The 15,690-nt window shown below is 34.4% G+C and carries 17 protein-coding genes, 1 tRNA gene and 3 pseudogenes; 17 read left to right on the plus strand and 4 right to left on the minus strand.

From position 1 onward, the window contains the following. Window positions 1-6: 6 nt before the first annotated feature. The 8 genes and pseudogenes from OPR58_RS08840 (at window position 7) to OPR58_RS08875 (ending at window position 5,193) form a co-directional block, all read left to right on the plus strand. On the plus strand, window positions 7-567 hold the full coding sequence (locus OPR58_RS08840) for a hypothetical protein (RefSeq protein WP_265022485.1): 561 nt from the start codon (window positions 7-9) through the stop codon (window positions 565-567). Then, on the plus strand, window positions 560-1,747 hold the full coding sequence (locus OPR58_RS08845) for a phage tail sheath subtilisin-like domain-containing protein (RefSeq protein WP_265023190.1): 1,188 nt from the start codon (window positions 560-562) through the stop codon (window positions 1,745-1,747). The genes OPR58_RS08840 and OPR58_RS08845 overlap by 8 nt, the downstream gene beginning before the upstream one ends. A gap of 11 nt (window positions 1,748-1,758) precedes the next feature. After that, the gene (locus OPR58_RS08850; RefSeq protein ID WP_019236469.1) at window positions 1,759-2,265 is read left to right on the plus strand and encodes a phage major tail tube protein; all 507 of its coding nucleotides are present in this window, start codon (window positions 1,759-1,761) and stop codon (window positions 2,263-2,265) included. Window positions 2,266-2,352: 87 nt separating this feature from the next. Then, window positions 2,353-3,276, plus strand: coding sequence for an Rpn family recombination-promoting nuclease/putative transposase (locus OPR58_RS08855; protein ID WP_265022486.1), 924 nt, complete (start codon window positions 2,353-2,355; stop codon window positions 3,274-3,276). Between the two features lie 133 nt (window positions 3,277-3,409). Continuing rightward, window positions 3,410-3,667: a phage tail assembly protein gene (locus tag OPR58_RS08860; protein WP_265022487.1), complete on the plus strand. Its 258-nt coding sequence runs from the start codon at window positions 3,410-3,412 to the stop codon at window positions 3,665-3,667. Between the two features lie 109 nt (window positions 3,668-3,776). After that, a pseudogene (locus OPR58_RS08865) lies at window positions 3,777-4,493 on the plus strand (phage tail tape measure protein); the annotation flags it as partial. Between the two features lie 137 nt (window positions 4,494-4,630). Next, window positions 4,631-4,819 (plus strand): hypothetical protein, encoded by a 189-nt coding sequence (locus OPR58_RS08870; RefSeq protein WP_038249248.1) that lies wholly within the window; start codon window positions 4,631-4,633, stop codon window positions 4,817-4,819. Then, complete coding sequence (locus OPR58_RS08875; RefSeq protein WP_265022244.1) at window positions 4,813-5,193, plus strand: recombinase family protein; 381 nt, start codon at window positions 4,813-4,815, stop codon at window positions 5,191-5,193. Before OPR58_RS08870 ends, OPR58_RS08875 begins: the two co-directional genes overlap by 7 nt. 12 nt (window positions 5,194-5,205) lie before the next feature. Here the strand turns inward: OPR58_RS08875 and OPR58_RS08880 are convergent, their stop codons facing one another. Continuing rightward, window positions 5,206-6,165: an IS5 family transposase gene (locus OPR58_RS08880; protein WP_265022212.1), complete on the minus strand. Its 960-nt coding sequence runs from the start codon at window positions 6,163-6,165 to the stop codon at window positions 5,206-5,208. Between the two features lie 94 nt (window positions 6,166-6,259). Between OPR58_RS08880 and OPR58_RS08885 the strand changes: the two genes are divergently transcribed. Genes OPR58_RS08885 through OPR58_RS08910 form a run of 6 tightly spaced genes read left to right on the plus strand, consistent with a single transcriptional unit; the run spans window position 6,260 to window position 9,209 of the window. Then, window positions 6,260-6,418, plus strand: coding sequence for a hypothetical protein (locus tag OPR58_RS08885; protein ID WP_265023210.1), 159 nt, complete (start codon window positions 6,260-6,262; stop codon window positions 6,416-6,418). After that, complete coding sequence (locus OPR58_RS08890; protein WP_265022488.1) at window positions 6,405-6,869, plus strand: phage baseplate assembly protein V; 465 nt, start codon at window positions 6,405-6,407, stop codon at window positions 6,867-6,869. The genes OPR58_RS08885 and OPR58_RS08890 overlap by 14 nt, the downstream gene beginning before the upstream one ends. Beyond that, the gene (locus tag OPR58_RS08895) at window positions 6,870-7,124 is read left to right on the plus strand and encodes a PAAR domain-containing protein (RefSeq protein ID WP_265022489.1); all 255 of its coding nucleotides are present in this window, start codon (window positions 6,870-6,872) and stop codon (window positions 7,122-7,124) included. Between the two features lie 2 nt (window positions 7,125-7,126). After that, window positions 7,127-7,462, plus strand: a complete 336-nt coding sequence (locus OPR58_RS08900; RefSeq protein WP_265022490.1) for a GPW/gp25 family protein — start codon at window positions 7,127-7,129, stop codon at window positions 7,460-7,462. 2 nt (window positions 7,463-7,464) lie between these two features. After that, a complete protein-coding gene (locus tag OPR58_RS08905) occupies window positions 7,465-8,256 on the plus strand; it encodes a baseplate assembly protein (protein ID WP_265022491.1) in 792 nt (263 codons plus the stop codon). Further along, the gene (locus OPR58_RS08910) at window positions 8,256-9,209 is read left to right on the plus strand and encodes a phage tail protein (protein WP_265022492.1); all 954 of its coding nucleotides are present in this window, start codon (window positions 8,256-8,258) and stop codon (window positions 9,207-9,209) included. Before OPR58_RS08905 ends, OPR58_RS08910 begins: the two co-directional genes overlap by 1 nt. Window positions 9,210-9,290: 81 nt before the next feature. Here the strand turns inward: OPR58_RS08910 and OPR58_RS08915 are convergent. Both OPR58_RS08915 and OPR58_RS08920 read right to left on the minus strand, forming a co-directional pair. Further along, window positions 9,291-9,419, minus strand: a pseudogene (locus OPR58_RS08915) (IS110 family transposase); the annotation flags it as partial. Beyond that, the gene (locus OPR58_RS08920; RefSeq protein ID WP_265023151.1) at window positions 9,416-10,882 is read right to left on the minus strand and encodes an IS4 family transposase; all 1,467 of its coding nucleotides are present in this window, start codon (window positions 10,880-10,882) and stop codon (window positions 9,416-9,418) included. The gene OPR58_RS08920 and the pseudogene OPR58_RS08915, both read right to left, overlap by 4 nt. 639 nt (window positions 10,883-11,521) lie before the next feature. Here OPR58_RS08920 and OPR58_RS08925 point away from each other — a divergent pair. The 3 genes from OPR58_RS08925 to OPR58_RS08935 all read left to right on the plus strand — a co-directional run bounded on the left by OPR58_RS08925 (window position 11,522) and on the right by OPR58_RS08935 (window position 14,604). Beyond that, window positions 11,522-11,599 (plus strand) — tRNA-Arg (locus tag OPR58_RS08925). Between the two features lie 82 nt (window positions 11,600-11,681). Beyond that, window positions 11,682-12,800 (plus strand): molecular chaperone DnaJ, encoded by a 1,119-nt coding sequence (gene dnaJ, locus OPR58_RS08930; protein WP_264337075.1) that lies wholly within the window; start codon window positions 11,682-11,684, stop codon window positions 12,798-12,800. 169 nt (window positions 12,801-12,969) lie between these two features. Then, window positions 12,970-14,604 carry a ribonuclease J gene (locus tag OPR58_RS08935; RefSeq protein ID WP_265022493.1) on the plus strand — a complete coding sequence of 545 codons (1,635 nt, stop codon included), beginning with the start codon at window positions 12,970-12,972 and terminating at the stop codon, window positions 14,602-14,604. Between the two features lie 285 nt (window positions 14,605-14,889). On the opposite strand, the pseudogene OPR58_RS11435 reads toward OPR58_RS08935, so the two are convergent. Beyond that, window positions 14,890-15,679, minus strand: a pseudogene (locus OPR58_RS11435) (IS5 family transposase); the annotation flags it as partial. Window positions 15,680-15,690 lie beyond the last annotated feature (11 nt).

Consider the following 15,690-nt stretch of genomic DNA (forward strand, 5'->3'; position numbering starts at 1 on the left):
CAAACAATGTCTATCTACATTAGATTTGAGAATGATAAACAAGTTGAAACAACAACGCTTGAAAGTAAGCCAACTGGAAATGATTGGTATGAAGCACCAGAAGATTTTGATTGGCAAAAAAGCTATTGTTTAACAGAAGGAGGAAAAATTGCTCAGCGAAATCAAGAAGACATTGAATTGGAGTTACTGCAAAATGCGAAGTTTTCTGCACTTTCTAATCTTCGTGCTTATTATGATAACTATACTCACCAATACGCAGGGCATTCTCACCAAAAAGCTAAATCTTATGAGATTCAAGCGAAAGCCGCAGAGAACATTTTAGCAGCACCAGAATCTATGAATGAAAAGGATGCAGAAATTATAGAGCCTTTAGCAAAAGTACGTGGTATTACAGTTATTGAAATGGCAAGAATAATTGAGGAAAAAGTGAAAAAAGCAGTAAAAGCAATAATTAAATGTGAAGAGCTTGAAGATTTAGCCAAAAGAAAGATTGAAGAAGCTAAAAGTGAAAATGAGCTACAGACTTTGCTAGATGATTTCAGGAAAAAAATACAAAGAAATGGCTGAAGAATTTTTACATGGCGTAAATGTTATTGAGGTAACCTCAGGAGCAAAGACAGTACGTACAGCTAAATCATCAGTGATAGGTGTAATTGGTACTGCACCTGATGCTGACGAGCAAAAATTTCCACTGAGTAGTCCAGTATTAATAGCGGGAAGCTTAAAAGAAGCAGCAAAGCTTGGGAAAAAAGGAACTTTGCCTTCTGCAGTAAATGGAATATTTTCTCAAGTTGGTGCAACAGTAGTAGTTATTCGAGTTGAAGAAAGTGAAAACAGCGATCCAAAACTAAAAGAAGAAGAGACGCTGAAGAGTATAATTGGCGGTGTTGATAAAGAGACTGGAGAGTATCAAGGGATAGAGGCATTCCTCAGTAGTGAAAGCATAGTTCATATTGCTCCAAGAATATTAATTGCTCCTAAGTTTACTCATCAGTTACCTGAAATAGATGGAGTAAATCCAGTAGTGAGTGCTTTAATTTCCATAGCAGAAAAATTAAGAGCAATTATTGTTGCAGATGGACCAAATACTAATGATGAAGAAGCAATAAAATGGAGAAAAAGTGTAGGCAGCTCAAGAGTTTACGTAGTTGACCCTTGGGTTAAGGTATTTATTGAAGGAAAAGAAGGAACCTTGCCAGCAAGCCCATTTGTAGCTGGTTTAATAGCAAAAGTAGATAGCGAACAAGGATTTTGGCACTCACCTTCAAATAAAGAGATAAATGGTATTGTTGGAACAAGCAGGCCTATTGATTTTACGCTCGGTAATACAAATTGTAGAGCAAACCATTTAAATGAAAATGAAGTAACAACGATAATTCATCAAAATGGCTATAGGCTTTGGGGAAATAGAACATGTTCAAACGATTCGAAATGGGCTTTTCTATCAGTAAGGCGCACTGCAGATTTAATTAACGATAGTTTACTTCGAGCTCATCTCTGGGCAGTTGATCGCAATATCACCAAAACTTATATAGATGATGTGATTGAGGGGGTGAATTCTTATTTGGCCAATTTAAAAGTACAAGGAGCGATTATCAGTGGAAAATGTTATGCAACTCCCGAACTCAATACACCGGCAAATATTGCAAGCGGAAAAGTGTCTTTTGATTTTGAGTTTACACCGCCATATCCAGCTGAGCAAATAATATTCAGATCCCATCTTGTAAATAATAGTGTAATAAGTTAGGAGAAAGCGAAGTGTTACCCAAAATACTGAGAAATTTTAACGTATTTGTAGATGGTCGTGGTTATGCAGGAAAAATAGATGAAATTACGCTACCAAAGCTTACCATAAAAACAGAAGAGTACCGTGCTGGTGGTATGGATATTCCAATAAATATTGACATGGGCATGGAAAAGCTTGAAGCAGATTTCACTTTTTCTGAATACGATACAGAGCTTTTTCGGCTATTTGGGTTGATAAATGGAAATTCAGTATCTTTAACTCTTCGTGGTGGAATGCAAGGAAGTGGTAGTAATGATATTGAAGGAGTAATTATCAACCTCAGAGGCATATTCAAAGAATTTGATTTTGGTAGCTGGAAACCTGCTGAAAAAGCCACTCTAAAATGCACTGTAGCTGCCCATTACTATAAACTTACGATAGGTGGTAATGAATTAATAGAAATCGATGCTGAGAATATGATCCGTAAGATTAACGGTGTGGATCAAATGGCCTTGCTGCAAACGATTCTAGGGATTTAATGTAATAGACGGATGCCTTTTCACTTCTTTATTGAAAAATTACTGATAATACTGTATAATTATTGATGTTTTTTAGGCATTTGTGCTATGGCTTTATCTAAATTTCTCGACCCTAAGAATGATGTAGCATTCCGCCGTATCTTTGGTACAGAAAAGAATAAAGATATCCTCATTCACTTTCTAAATGATATTTTGAGCTTTACTGGCAAAAATGCAATACAGGATATAGAGTTTTTAAGTACTATTCAAGATCCTGATATTGCATCTAAAAAGCAAAGTATTGTTGATGTGCTATGTAGAGATTCCACAGGAGTGCAATGGATAATTGAGATGCAGGTCGCTAAAACCAAAGGCTTTGAAAAACGTGCCCAATATTACGCTGCTAAAGCCTATTCAAGACAAGCAGATAAAGGTGATCAATACCATAACCTTAAGGAAATTATCTTTATTGCTATAGCAGATTGTATTTTATTTCCTGATAAGTCCGAGTATAAATCAAAGCACACTATTCGCGATGAAGATACTAATGAACATGATCTAAAAGATTTTTATTTTGTATTTATTGAATTGCCTAAATTTCCCAAAACCAAAGAAGATCAGCTTTCAAATATAGTTGAGAAGTGGGTGTATTTTTTTAAGTACGCTGATGAAACAAGTGAAGAAGAATTGGAAAGGATAACAGGAAGTGACGTAATAATCAAAAAAGCGTATGAAGAGCTAAATAGGTTTAACTGGTCAGAAAAGGAGTTTTTAGCATATGAAGGAGAGATAAAGCGTATTCTTGATGAAAAGGCTGTCCTTGCTCAAAAACTTGATGATGCCAAAAAAGAAGGAAAGATTGAAGGAAAGATTGAAGGAAAGATTGAAGGAAAGATTGAAGGAAAGATTGAAGGAAAGATTGAAGTTGCAAAAGCGATGTTGACTAATAATGTTGATATTAGCACTATTGTCAAGTGTACAGGTCTTTCTGTCGATGAAGTTCAAGAATTAATTCAAGTTGAGGAAAAATAAACCCTACTATCATCTTTATATTGAGAAATTTAGTATGAAGGATCGTTAATCAAACACAAAAACTATAGTAAAAAAAATTAGTTATGTAAAAGCCGATATAGACTTTTATTTAATTAACTTTTTAAGGAGGAACATGCAAGCTATAACACTTAATAACCCAATAACAGTTGATGGAATTTCTGTTTCAGAACTTACCATTAGACGTCCAAAAGTTAGAGACTATTTGGCAATAGAACGCATTAATGGTAGTGACCTAAATAAGGAAGTGACTTTGACTGCCAACCTGACATCAGTTGCAAAAGAAGCAATTGAAGAGTTAGATATTGCTGATTATGTAAAAATGCAAGAAGTATTAAAGGATTTTTTTTCACCAATTATCCAAAAAACTTGAGATTAGAAATACTAGTGCTTGGCTCTATCATAGGTGGTGGAGTTGAGCACATTCTTGATATGGAATTTAACGAATTTATCTTATGGGCAGAAACAGCAAAGAGGTCTAAATGTCAACGTTATCTATAAAAATCGGAGCAGTCTTAGATGGCAGCTTTAATACTGTAATAAAAGGAAGTAGTAGTCAACTTACTCGTCTTGGTGAGAACATAAGAAAGCTTGACTCATCTTTAAAATCAGTATCAAAATTTAAGCAGTTGGGTAGTGATGTTTTAACTAGTAGAAGGTCATGGAAAGGTTTTGAGGATCAGGTAAAATCTTTAGCTAAACAAATGAAAGCGATAGAGAAACCAAGCAAAACTTTAAAAGCTGAGTTTGATAAAGCTAAGTTTTCTGCAACAAAAGCAAAAGAAGCATATTTGAAAAAGAGAGATGCTTTGCATTCATTTAATGAAGAAGTAAGAAAAAGTGGAAGAAATATTAAGTCATTAGTAAGTGATCAATATAAACTTGGTTCTTCTATTGAAGTGCTAAAAGGTAAGTATGGTAAGCTTGGGTCTGCAATACGTAGTCACCAAAGTTTTTTAGCAAGCAAAGCACATTTTAAGTCACAAATTATAGAGACTATTGGGCTAGGGCTAACGCTTGCAGCGCCAATTAAAGTTGCGATTGACTTTGAAAGTGCTATGGCTGATGTTAAGAAAGTCGTGCAATTTGATGAGGATGATGCAATTCATGATAAAAAAGCCGCAGAATTTGGTCAGAAATTAAAGGAATTATCACGTACAATACCACTATCGGCTACAGAGTTAGCACAAATAGCTGCAAGGACTCCGCCAACAATATTGCAATAAACCTGAAACTTGAGAAGACTATTTCTCGAAAGCTTCTACAAAAAGAACGGAGAGTTGAATTTATTTATAGAGCTAATGATCAAATAACCATATGTCTCGATGGATAATATATGGTAGAGCTCATGGGCAACAAGAAATTAATAGTGCGGATTAGTTGTAGTTATGAAGTAAATCGATTAGCAGAGTTGTATCTATTAGATGCATATGAAAAATTAGTGTTAAGTAAACCAATAAAAGCGAGCAAAAAGGAAGAAAACTCTGAATATAAGAAAGTAGATTTGAGGACGGTAAAATGGTAACAGTTAGTTTATATGCAAGAGTTTCTTCAGGGAGGCAAGCACAAGAAGATACAATAGCAAGCCAAATTGCTGCTATAGAGAATCAAATTAGTATGGATGGACATAAATTATTAAATGAATATAAATTTATTGATAATGGTTATAGTGGTTCTAACATAATCCGTCCTGGTTTGGAAAAATTACGTGATAAAATAGCAGAAGGTAACATTGATAAGGTTTATATTCATTCTCCTGATCGTTTATCTCGTAAGTATGCATATCAGATGATATTACTTGAAGAGTTTAAGAAATTAGGAGTGGAAGTCATTTTTTTAAATTATCAAATTAGCGATAATCCAGAATGGCTTTGTTGCATAGCACTGATAGGCATGTAAATCACAATGAACTTACGCAGCTAATTTAAATTTAGCCATACCAATATCAGTAAATTTGTTCAGTAAGTAGCACTTAATTAACAGCTCTTTTTCACGATTTACCTCTGATTTATTTTTCAAGCCAAACCCAAATATTTGCTTCAACCTATAGAAAAAGACTTCAATATAAGACCGTGCTCCATACTTAACTTTTTTCTTCCATTCATTAATACCATCTTCATAATTCTCATATGACCTAATTCTACTAATATACTTGTTTCTTTCTGATAAGTAGTCAGCTAAACAAATTTTAGTATCCTTCCTAGGGCGAATAATAGGCACAATATTGTATTTTCTGCATTCTTTATACACACTTTTTATATCATAAGCCGCATCTGCTCGAATAGAACAAATGTTATATTTATCACTGACTTCTTCTAACATATCGCAGACCGGCAAATAGTCTACAGCAACACCACTAGTGTAGTTCATGCTTATTGCTTTCTTATCATTTATGTTTAAAATAACATGTAATTTTCTTACTTGACCATAACCACTGTATTTTCTTTTTCGAATATTAAGCTTACTATGCCCACCGTTATTATTGTAGATACTAACTCTAGTGCTATCTACGGCAATTTCAACATTTTCCAGATCATCTTTATTGCTTCTATGGTCATCAATCTTCAAATTAAGCTTTTTAAATCTTCTGGAAGCTTGTGTATAGCTGATAATCTTAAGTTTTTTGCCTATTTGTACCATATAACCTTTTACAAAACCTACAGCTTGTCTCAAGCCAATTCTAAAAAGATGAACTATTATGTGTATTAAAATTACAACTTTATCACTATAAGTGTTATTGCCACCTGCAACTTTTGGACTATTTTCATACCAATTTTCTATGGCTTGATTAACAAAATGAAAAACATTTCCTCTTTTTTTTAGAAACTCATTATATTCTCTTTGGTTACTTACTCTCATTTTTTGTGGCATAAGTTATACTTGTTTGAAAAATGCCTATTTTACAACAAAATGCGTTAGTAACCATAAGCTTTTCTCCTTACAATAACCTCAACCAACACTAGCTATGCAACAAAGCCTTGACGGATTTAGGCCGGAGTTAGATGCGTATTTGGTGTGGATGGTTGATTGGAGTCATCAGCTTCATTTAGGTAAATCGATATGGACAGAAAATAAGATTAAGCCACATACCATAAACGTGGGAAATATAAATGTTGGATCATAATTTTGCAATTTCAGAGCTAAGTAGAAAATTAGCGAATATCATTCGTATAGGAGTTGTAAAAGAAATAGATTATGAAAAAGCAAAAGTAAGAGTTAAAATAGGAGATATTGTAACAGATTATCTGCCATGGATAACAAGTAAAGCAGGAAAAGATAGAGATTGGTCTCCGCCAGATATTGATGGACAGGTTATGGTATTTTCTCCTCTTGGTGAACTATCATTAGGAGTGGTGTTAGCAGGAATATATCAGGAAAAATACCATGCACCAGAGAATAAAAAAGAAATAAATAGTATAAAATTTCAAGATGGGACGAAGTTTACATATGATAAGGAAAAGCATCATTTAGAGATTGAAGTAGTAGACAAAATAACACTGAAAGCTGGGGGATCGAGAATAGAAATGACAAAAAGTGGAATAAAATTGAAGGCAGATAAAATAAACCTTAATTAAATGAATAAATCGGTTGTGCGAGTAGGAGATTATTGTGTAGAAGTAACACCGCATTTTTGCATTAGTGGGAGTAACAATGTTTTTGTAAATGGTAAGCCAATTTGCCGAAAAGGAGATAATTTTACAGAAAGTAGAGTATTAACTGAAGGATCAAAAACAGTGTTTGCAAATGGCTATAGTATAGGAAGAGTAGGAGATATAGTTTCATGTGGGTTTAAAGTAAGAAAAGGCAGTGAAGACGTGTTTGCAGACTAAAAATGAAAGGAATGGATACTAAAACAGGAAAAGCGTTAGAAGGAATAGAGCACTTAAAGCAATCAATAATTGATATACTGACCACTCCTGTTAACAGTAGGATCATGAGAAGGGATTATGGGTCGAGATTATTTGAGTTAGTGGATAAGCCAATAAATAGAGATTTAACACTTGAGATATATGCAGCAACAGGAGAAGCTTTGGAAAAATGGGAAAAGAGGTTTAAGTTAGAAAAAGTAAAAGTTGAAGGAGTAAAAGAAGGGAGAGTAACATTGAATTTAGAAGGTGTCTATCTTTCAGAAGGTAAGTTCATAAATATTAATGGAGTAGTTGTTTAAAAATGCAGCAGCCAAATATTATCGAACCACTGAACTTTGAAGAGATTTTTTCTCGGATGAAGGAAGAGTTAGTGAAGCGTGATGCAAGCTTTACAGGATTGGTGGAAAGTGATCCAGCAATGAAGATATTAGAAGTAGCAGCATGGCGAGAACTTTTGCTTAGAGAAAGAATAAATGAAGCAGTAAAGAGTAACTTACTTAAATTTGCGACAGTTGATAATTTGGCTGAGTTTTATGGAGTAGAGAGAGAAAAAGAAGAAGAGGATGAAAGATTTAGAAAGAGGGTAAAAGCAAAAATAGCAGGTTGGTCAACAGGAGGAAGTAAGGAATATTATAAATATCATGCACTGTCAGCAGATAGTAGAGTAAAAGATGCACTAGTAGAATCACCTATACCAGGGAAAGTACAAATTTCAATCTTATCAACAGAATTATCCATAACTGGCATAGTGTTAGAAGAGCTACTTGAAATTGTAAGAAAGCAAGTTAATAGAGATGATATAAGGGTTTTAACAGATACAGTAACAGTAATTGGTTGCAATATTAAGGAAATAGATATTGACAGCAGAATGAGCATAAGTTCTGTAATATCAAAGGAGGAAATTAAGGAACAGTTCATCAAGAAGTTTGAAGCAAGTAGAAGGCTGGGATGGAATGTTACAAGATCATGGATAATAGCGAATTTATTTGTAGATGGTGTAGAAAACGTAGAATTAATCGAGCCAAAAGAGGATGTTGTGGTTCTGGGAAATGAATGTGCAAATTTGAGAAATTTAAAGATTGAGTTGAATTAATGTTACTGCCACCAAATTCAACAAGGCAGGAAAGAGCGCTAGTAGATGCGATAGATTATAAAGTAGATCCAAGCTGTATTAGAGGATTTAAATTTAGATTGGAAGAAGAAACATTGCCGTGGATAATAGAAGAATATGGTTTAGAAGAGATACTGCGTTGGGTAAAAGATAGAAGAAAAGCCGTAGTAGAAGGAGTAAAATTTCAAAGACTGAGAGGAACTCCAGCATCACTAAAAATAGCACTAAAATGGGCAAATATAGAAGATATTACAATTATTGAGGAGCCACCTGGCAAGCACTTTTTTGAATTACAGATAGGAATAAAAGATGTTCCAAATGACTTTTTTGTGGATGCAGTAGTAGAACTTGCAAAACTATCGTTACCAGCAAGATCGCGGCTAATGAGGATTTTCAATGATCACTATAACGTTGATAGGTTTATTTTAGATGAAAGTTTATTCGGCAGCTTATTGTCAGACTATTCAGGTAGAAAAGTTGAAAAAGATGGACCAGTGTTGTCATTTGGTAGAAAGAACGCATTTGAGCTAAAAATCTTAAATCCAAGTTTTAAGTTTAGTACTTTTCGTGTTCATTATGAGCAAGCATTTAGTAATGATGTATATCGGTTAGATGTGGCAGTACTTGGAGAAACAGAGCCTCACATAAAGGATTACCAAGGCATTTATGAAAGAGAGCATTTGTGGTACAACTTAAAAGCACTATATCCTCTACCGCAGAGCTTATTGCCGGAAATTAAGTTTGCAAAGGCGCAAGTTATATTATCGGATCAACTATGTTTTTTAAAATTTTTTGAATTTAGTTTCATTACAACTTTTGTTTGTAATTTTGTTTTTTATTCGAGTAAAAAGTGCATTTTTGACAATAAAAACCCTAACTTAATCATAGAAAAATTTTGTATCAAACAACAGTTACTGCTTAGATCTTATGGTTAACGAATATGTGTATAAATACTTTAAATGTGTGTAGACGTATTTATCCACATATTCGTTAACCTATTTTCTATGCAGATTTTTTTAATTCACATTGACTGCTTCTTTAAGCCTCGCATTGGCAATTACTATGATTTTACGCATTAGAGCTGTCATAGCCACCATCTTCTTTTTACCTTTACCAACAAGCCTTGAATAGAAGCTTACTATTACCCATAAATATAGGATTCATGAGCAAGTCTCCATCCTTCTGCTAAATCAAAGAGACGTTTCCATCCCTTCCACAAAGCTATAGGACCTGGTTCTAAGTCATTTTTGCGAGCTAAAAACCCTCCCAATTGAGCTACCCACCTCACGATTTTTCTTATGGGTGGTGGGGCTTCAGGATAGTTTTTTGTTTTTAGCATTTTTGTATACAAAACCTTCCACTCCTCATCAGTCAGTATGATAGTACAAGGAAGATTGGGATTTGTTCTAGCTACTAATGTAATAAAAAATATTCTCCATGCAATTATACTCATTATTGTAAGAAAGCGGATCAATCTATCTGCTGTTTGGAGTCTACATTCTTCAACTTTAAGACCGGATTTCAAAATTTTATGAAAGACCTCTATTCTCCACCTTAAGCAATACCATTGTATTTTTTCTACTGCTTCTTCAAAATTATTAACACTTATATTTGTCAATAAGATCCAGTTCATAGGTTCTTCGCCAAATGGGGAATACTTTTCTATAACATAGACAGCATTCAAATTTAAATTAGGAAGTTTTTGAGTCTTACGTCTAGCGTTGTTTTTTGATGCATTCATCACAAAGTTACTAAACTTTACTTCTAACACTGCTGTTCTTTTAGGCCTATTATCACGGGTAGGAATACTTATTTGAATTTCTCCTTGGCAAGGCATACGATTCATCAAATCCCACAACTTTTCACCACCTTTTTCAGAATAAGTTGATCTCTTGTTTACTGTTCTGTTTTGATTTCCTCTTACTACAAAAAGAGATTGATTAGTGGAAGCAACTTCAAATAAATCATAAATATCTCCTTCTCTATCGCAAACGGTAACTACCTTAACATCCTTTAATCCAGGGTGATTAGTAGAGTCTTTTAGTGATGCTATCCACCGTATGCTTTCTTTCTCTTCTATAGGAACAGCAGTGTTATGGCTTCTCCTTTTCAACTCTCTTAGGTCTTCAGCTAAGGGAGGTCTAGTACTAATTTTTTGATCTAATAATCCTATAGGTAGTCCTTCTGTTGTAACTGCAAATGTTGTATGCATCACTAATCCATGGGTTTTAAAATTGGTTGTTTCAGATCTTAATCTTGCTGCTATAATCCCTAATCCTTTGGCCTTTTTATGATTTTTATATGAAATATAACTCGTGTCTTGGATAGCTAAAATAGTTGAATATTCTTTAGCTCTTTCAACAGTTTTAACTATATGACTGTCTAATATCTTTCTTTCAGAAATGGCATCATTTTGAAAAAATCTATAAGCTGCTTTACTTTGATACCAATCTTTACAAGCTTGATTTATTGAACATTCAGGCGATTCAGCAAAACTATTAACTACTTTTAAAAGCCTTTTACTTAATCTTATATCGCCAAAATTAACAATCCCAAATTCACTTTCTGCCCATTCACTAGTTGAGGTATTTATACTTCCTTTCATCATATATTTCATTTTTAGACCATAGGTCTATTTATAGTACTAAATTGAATTAGTAAAATAGCAGCTTTTTACCATTTATATACTTATGGGTAATAGTAAGGTTTTGAAGTCGAGTGGGGAGAGGTGACTTTCCTCACTTAGATAACAAATTGAATTTTCATATGGCAAATTTCATCACTTTAATTATAGCATCGGTCATTGATAGTACGATTATTTGTGTTGGACTACTATACAAAATTTCTGCAGGTAAATGCTTATCAATATATATTAAAGATTTAATTTTCAAGTTTTCCTATGCATCGATATTGAGTATCTGCTTGTTTGTAGGAATGTATTTATTCTCCTTGGCAAGCAAGAAGTATTTTAAGGTTTCTGCATAACCCGTCTTCTGATATAGCCAAAATAGTTTAGATTTAACTATAACCGTCATTCCGCTATTTGTTAGCAGCTTGGCAGTATAATGTGAAAAGCTCTTATTCGGATAGCGGTTCTAAAATCAAAGTAATTGGAAACTGTTAACTTAAGTTATCCTTTAAGAGAGCTAGTACAATTTCTTACAGGTTTCATACATGATAAGAGTTTTATTTTTAGCTAAACCAATTGAAATAAGCTATAAAATCTGTTAAAGTCAGCTTTGTGCAAGCACCCTTAGCTCAGTTGGATTAGAGCATTTGACTACGGATCAAAAGGTCGGGCGTTCAAGTCGCTCAGGGTGCACCATATTTTATAGGAAATAGAGGTCATACTTGAAATTCATATATGTAATACCTATCTTTAAAGGTAAAATACTGAGCTATTATATATGAACAAAAAAGACTACTATGATCTGCTAGAAGTGAGCAGAAATGCTAGTACTGACGAGATAAAAAAGGCATATAAAAAACTAGCATTAAAATATCATCCTGACAGAAATCCTGGTAATAAGGAAGCAGAGGAAAAATTTAAAGAAGTAACAGCTGCATATGAAGTTCTATCTGACTCTGAAAAAAGAGCAGGTTATGATCGTTATGGTCACGATGGTGCTTCCGGTGGATTTGATTTCAGCCAAGCTGGAGGGGATTTTAGTGATATATTTAACGATTTTTTTGGTGGAGGATTCGGCGGCAGTACAAGTAGGTCAAGAACAAAAAGAAGTACAACAGGAGTATCTGGAGCAGATCTGCGCTACGACCTTAAAATTACCTTGGAAGATGCATTTAAAGGAATACAAGCACCTATACATTATGTGACAAATATAAAATGTAATACATGCCAAGGCACAGGTAGCGAAGGAGCAATCAAACCAGTTCAGTGCAACACATGCCAGGGAAGCGGTAGAATTAGAACTCAACAGGGCTTTTTTACCATTGAAAGAACGTGTACTACATGCTATGGGGAAGGAGAAATAATACAAAATAAATGTAAGAAATGCGGTGGAAGTGGACGTAAAAGAGATGAAGTAAATATCTCCGTTTCAATTCCAAAAGGCATAGAAGAAGGAGCTAAGGTAAGGGTCAGTGGTAAAGGAGAAGCTGGAGCAAGAGGTGGAAAAAGCGGAGATTTATACGTATGTGTGAAAATAGCTACTCATCAGATCTTCACTCGCAATAGAGCAGATTTACACTGTAAAGTGCCTATAAGAATGACACTAGCAGTACTTGGTGGTGAAATCGATATTCAATCAATTGATGGAGCTAAAATAAAAGTAAAGGTCCCTGAAGGCACTCAAACTGGTACCAAACTACGTTGTAGGGAAAAGGGTATGCCATATATGAACTCACATGCTCGTGGTGATTTATACGTACAGGTAATAGTTGAGACTTTAAATCCAAAGAATTTAACCCAAAAGCAGATTGAGCTATTAAAAGCGCTTGAGGAAGGGGAACATGAAAGTGTAGAGCAGAAATCTGAAGGATTCTTTGGAAAAGTAAAAAAAAAATGAGAAATTTGCTAAATGATATAAAGAGGTAGCTGTCTACACTTAATTCTTTTTACCAATTTGAAAGCCTTCTCTTTTAGTGAAAAGATTTTTTTAAGTTATGCAAAAGTGATAAATTCCTTTATTTAAGGTCGAAGTTTTGCTATCCTCGCATTTTAATAATTTAAAATTAATGAACATAAACAAAAATGAGTTTTTATTTCTTCCTCTTGGAGGAGTAGGAAGAATTGGGATGAACGTTAGCCTATATCATTATCAAGGCAAGTGGATTATGATCGACCTTGGTATCGGTTTTGCAGATGAAACTATGCCAGGTGTTGAGCTACTCATTGCTGATGTAGATTTTATTGCTCAAAGAAAAAAAGATTTGCTTGGAATAATAATTACACATGCACATGAAGATCACTGTGGTGCAGTGCCTCATCTGTGGGAAGATTTGCAATGTCCCATATATACAACAAAATTTACAGTTAATTTTCTCAAGGAGAAACTAAAGGAGTTTCGATTGGAAGGTGTGGTACCTGTGAAAGAGGTAGACATAAATGGCAGCATAAATTTGGGTCCTTTTACCGTTGAGTTTATAAATGTAACTCACTCAATTCCTGAGGCAAATTCAATATTAATTAGCACTGAAGCAGGTAGTGCACTTCATACTGGGGACTGGAAATTTGATCCAAAACCTGTTGTTAGATTAATTTCTAATATAGAGCGTTTAAAAGAAATTGGCGATAAAGGTGATCTACTTGCAGCAATTTGTGATTCAACAAACATACTGAGCAAACACGACCCTGAATCAGAAAGTGAAATTTATGATAATATTTACAATATAATAAAGCGGTCTAAAAAATTGATTGCTGTATCGCTATTTGCCTCAAATGTGGCGCGAATTGAGACTATCGCTAAAGCTGCACAAGCACTAAATAGAAAAGTGGTTTTACTTGGCAGATCTTTATGGAGAATAGTGAAAGTTGCTCAGGATAGTGGTTATTTAACTGATTCTCCTGAGTTTCTAGAAGCAAAGGAGGCAGTAAATTTTCCAAGGGAAAAGCTGGTGCTACTTTGCACAGGTTGTCAAGGTGAGCCACTGGCAGCAACCTCAAGGCTTGCTAATAAGAGTCATCAAGCATTTAAAATGCAGCAAGGTGATACCATGATCTTTTCATCAAAAATCATTCCTGGCAATGAAACTCGTGCACATAACATGCTCAATGCCTTTATTGAGATGGGAGTGGAAGTTATTACTGAAAAAACAGAGAATGTTCATGCTTCCGGACATCCAGTAAAAGCAGAGCTAAGGGAAATGTATTCTTTGATAAAACCTAAGATAGCTATTCCAGTTCATGGTGAGTATATTCATACGGATGCACATGTAAAGTTCGCTAAAGAGTGCGGTGTGAAAAAAGCAATAATGATTGCACCAGGTGATATTGTTAATTTGGAGAATGGAGAAAAAGTTAGTTCAATTGATGTTGACTACTTTGGTATTGATGGTACGTTGCTACGCCATCCAGAATGCAGCGTTATAAAGATGCGTGAGAGAATGAGAGATGCTGGGGTTATTGTAGTAACAGCAATTGTGAATAAGAAAAACAAATTGCTCGCTAAGCCAAAAGTATTTGCACCTGGTGTTTTCGAAGCGCAAGAAGATGCAGCCATTATGCAAAAGATCATAGAGAAGGTTGAGTCAGCATTTAGTCCACAACCGATAAAAAAAATAAGAAATAAGATTGAAAGTTCAATATTTAGTATCTTAAAGGAATATTTACTAAAAAGACCTATAATTGAAGTCCAAATAGAACAGGTATAGAAATATACCTCTTTTTATTAACCATTATTTGAGTAAGAAGTTAACAATGTATTCTTTGATGTTATTTCAGCATGCAATACTGGAATCCGTAAAAAAAAATCAGTGTCAGATCACACAACTATACAAACATTGTGATTTGAATCTACCAGAAGGGTGCCATCTCAACGCCCAGGCAAACATTGTAGTTTTAGAGCAATCTCCACCAGTAGAGTGTCATCCCAGTGCTCTGACACTGGGATGGCTTTGTTGCATCACTCTTCGGATAATAGGTAACGTGGAATAAATTCATGAAGCTATCTCAAATTTAGCCATGCCTATATCAGTAAATTTGTTAAGCAAATAACACTTGAGTAGCAGTTCTCTCTCACGATTAACCTCAGATTTGTTTCTAAAACTAAACCCAAATGTTTGCTTCAGTCGCGAGAAAAAACTTTCTATATAAGATCTCTTCCCATAATTTATCTCTTTTTTCCACCTCTTCATACCATCTTCATCATATGACTTTATGAGCTTGATTGTAGAATTTCTCTCATCCATATAATCCAACTTTGGATGCTCTACTGAATTATTTTGCGGAGGAATCCTTGTCTTTATGTCAAGCTCATCGCACAGTTTGTATAACTTCTTTCGATTATATGCCCTGTCTGCATATAGTGTGCTTATATTATATTTAACATCAATCCTTGCAATAAGATCACATGCTCCATAGTGGTCAGAATAAACTCCGCCACTGTATTTTGCTGCTATAACTTTTTTGCTACCTATCTCTAGCATTACATGCAGTTTTCTTGTTTGCTCATAGCGGCGATACTTTCTATCTGTACCATTTGCCTTGCTATGACCTGGAATATTATTGTAGATCAGTACTATCTATGGCAATCTCAATATCTTCTGTATTATTTTTATCATGTCTTCGATCATTAATTTTGATGTTAAGTTTTTTAAGCCTTCTTGAGGCCTGGGAATAGCTAATAACTTGCAAGTTTTTCCTTACTTGCTCAAGGTACCCTGCTATAAATCCCGCTGTTTGTCTCAGACCTATTCTAAATAAATAAGTTATTATGTGAACCTGAATGGCTTTGTTGC

This window comes from Wolbachia endosymbiont (group B) of Ischnura elegans, assembly GCF_947251585.1.
In the GTDB taxonomy this organism is placed as follows: Bacteria; Pseudomonadota; Alphaproteobacteria; order Rickettsiales; family Anaplasmataceae; genus Wolbachia.

What these genes read in the sequence shown, in the direction of transcription:
- OPR58_RS08840 (WP_265022485.1), top strand. Translation starts at nt 7, where the DNA reads ATGTCTATCTACATTAGATTTGAGAATGATAAACAAGTTGAAACAACA.
- OPR58_RS08845 (WP_265023190.1), top strand. Translation starts at nt 560, where the DNA reads ATGGCTGAAGAATTTTTACATGGCGTAAATGTTATTGAGGTAACCTCA.
- OPR58_RS08855 (WP_265022486.1), top strand. Translation starts at nt 2,353, where the DNA reads ATGGCTTTATCTAAATTTCTCGACCCTAAGAATGATGTAGCATTCCGC.
- OPR58_RS08860 (WP_265022487.1), top strand. Translation starts at nt 3,410, where the DNA reads ATGCAAGCTATAACACTTAATAACCCAATAACAGTTGATGGAATTTCT.
- OPR58_RS08870 (WP_038249248.1), top strand. Translation starts at nt 4,631, where the DNA reads ATGGTAGAGCTCATGGGCAACAAGAAATTAATAGTGCGGATTAGTTGT.
- OPR58_RS08875 (WP_265022244.1), top strand. Translation starts at nt 4,813, where the DNA reads ATGGTAACAGTTAGTTTATATGCAAGAGTTTCTTCAGGGAGGCAAGCA.
- OPR58_RS08880 (WP_265022212.1), bottom strand. Translation starts at nt 6,165, where the DNA reads ATGCCACAAAAAATGAGAGTAAGTAACCAAAGAGAATATAATGAGTTT.
- OPR58_RS08885 (WP_265023210.1), top strand. Translation starts at nt 6,260, where the DNA reads ATGCAACAAAGCCTTGACGGATTTAGGCCGGAGTTAGATGCGTATTTG.
- OPR58_RS08890 (WP_265022488.1), top strand. Translation starts at nt 6,405, where the DNA reads ATGTTGGATCATAATTTTGCAATTTCAGAGCTAAGTAGAAAATTAGCG.
- OPR58_RS08895 (WP_265022489.1), top strand. Translation starts at nt 6,870, where the DNA reads ATGAATAAATCGGTTGTGCGAGTAGGAGATTATTGTGTAGAAGTAACA.
- OPR58_RS08900 (WP_265022490.1), top strand. Translation starts at nt 7,127, where the DNA reads ATGAAAGGAATGGATACTAAAACAGGAAAAGCGTTAGAAGGAATAGAG.
- OPR58_RS08905 (WP_265022491.1), top strand. Translation starts at nt 7,465, where the DNA reads ATGCAGCAGCCAAATATTATCGAACCACTGAACTTTGAAGAGATTTTT.
- OPR58_RS08910 (WP_265022492.1), top strand. Translation starts at nt 8,256, where the DNA reads ATGTTACTGCCACCAAATTCAACAAGGCAGGAAAGAGCGCTAGTAGAT.
- OPR58_RS08920 (WP_265023151.1), bottom strand. Translation starts at nt 10,882, where the DNA reads ATGATGAAAGGAAGTATAAATACCTCAACTAGTGAATGGGCAGAAAGT.
- dnaJ (WP_264337075.1), top strand. Translation starts at nt 11,682, where the DNA reads ATGAACAAAAAAGACTACTATGATCTGCTAGAAGTGAGCAGAAATGCT.
- OPR58_RS08935 (WP_265022493.1), top strand. Translation starts at nt 12,970, where the DNA reads ATGAACATAAACAAAAATGAGTTTTTATTTCTTCCTCTTGGAGGAGTA.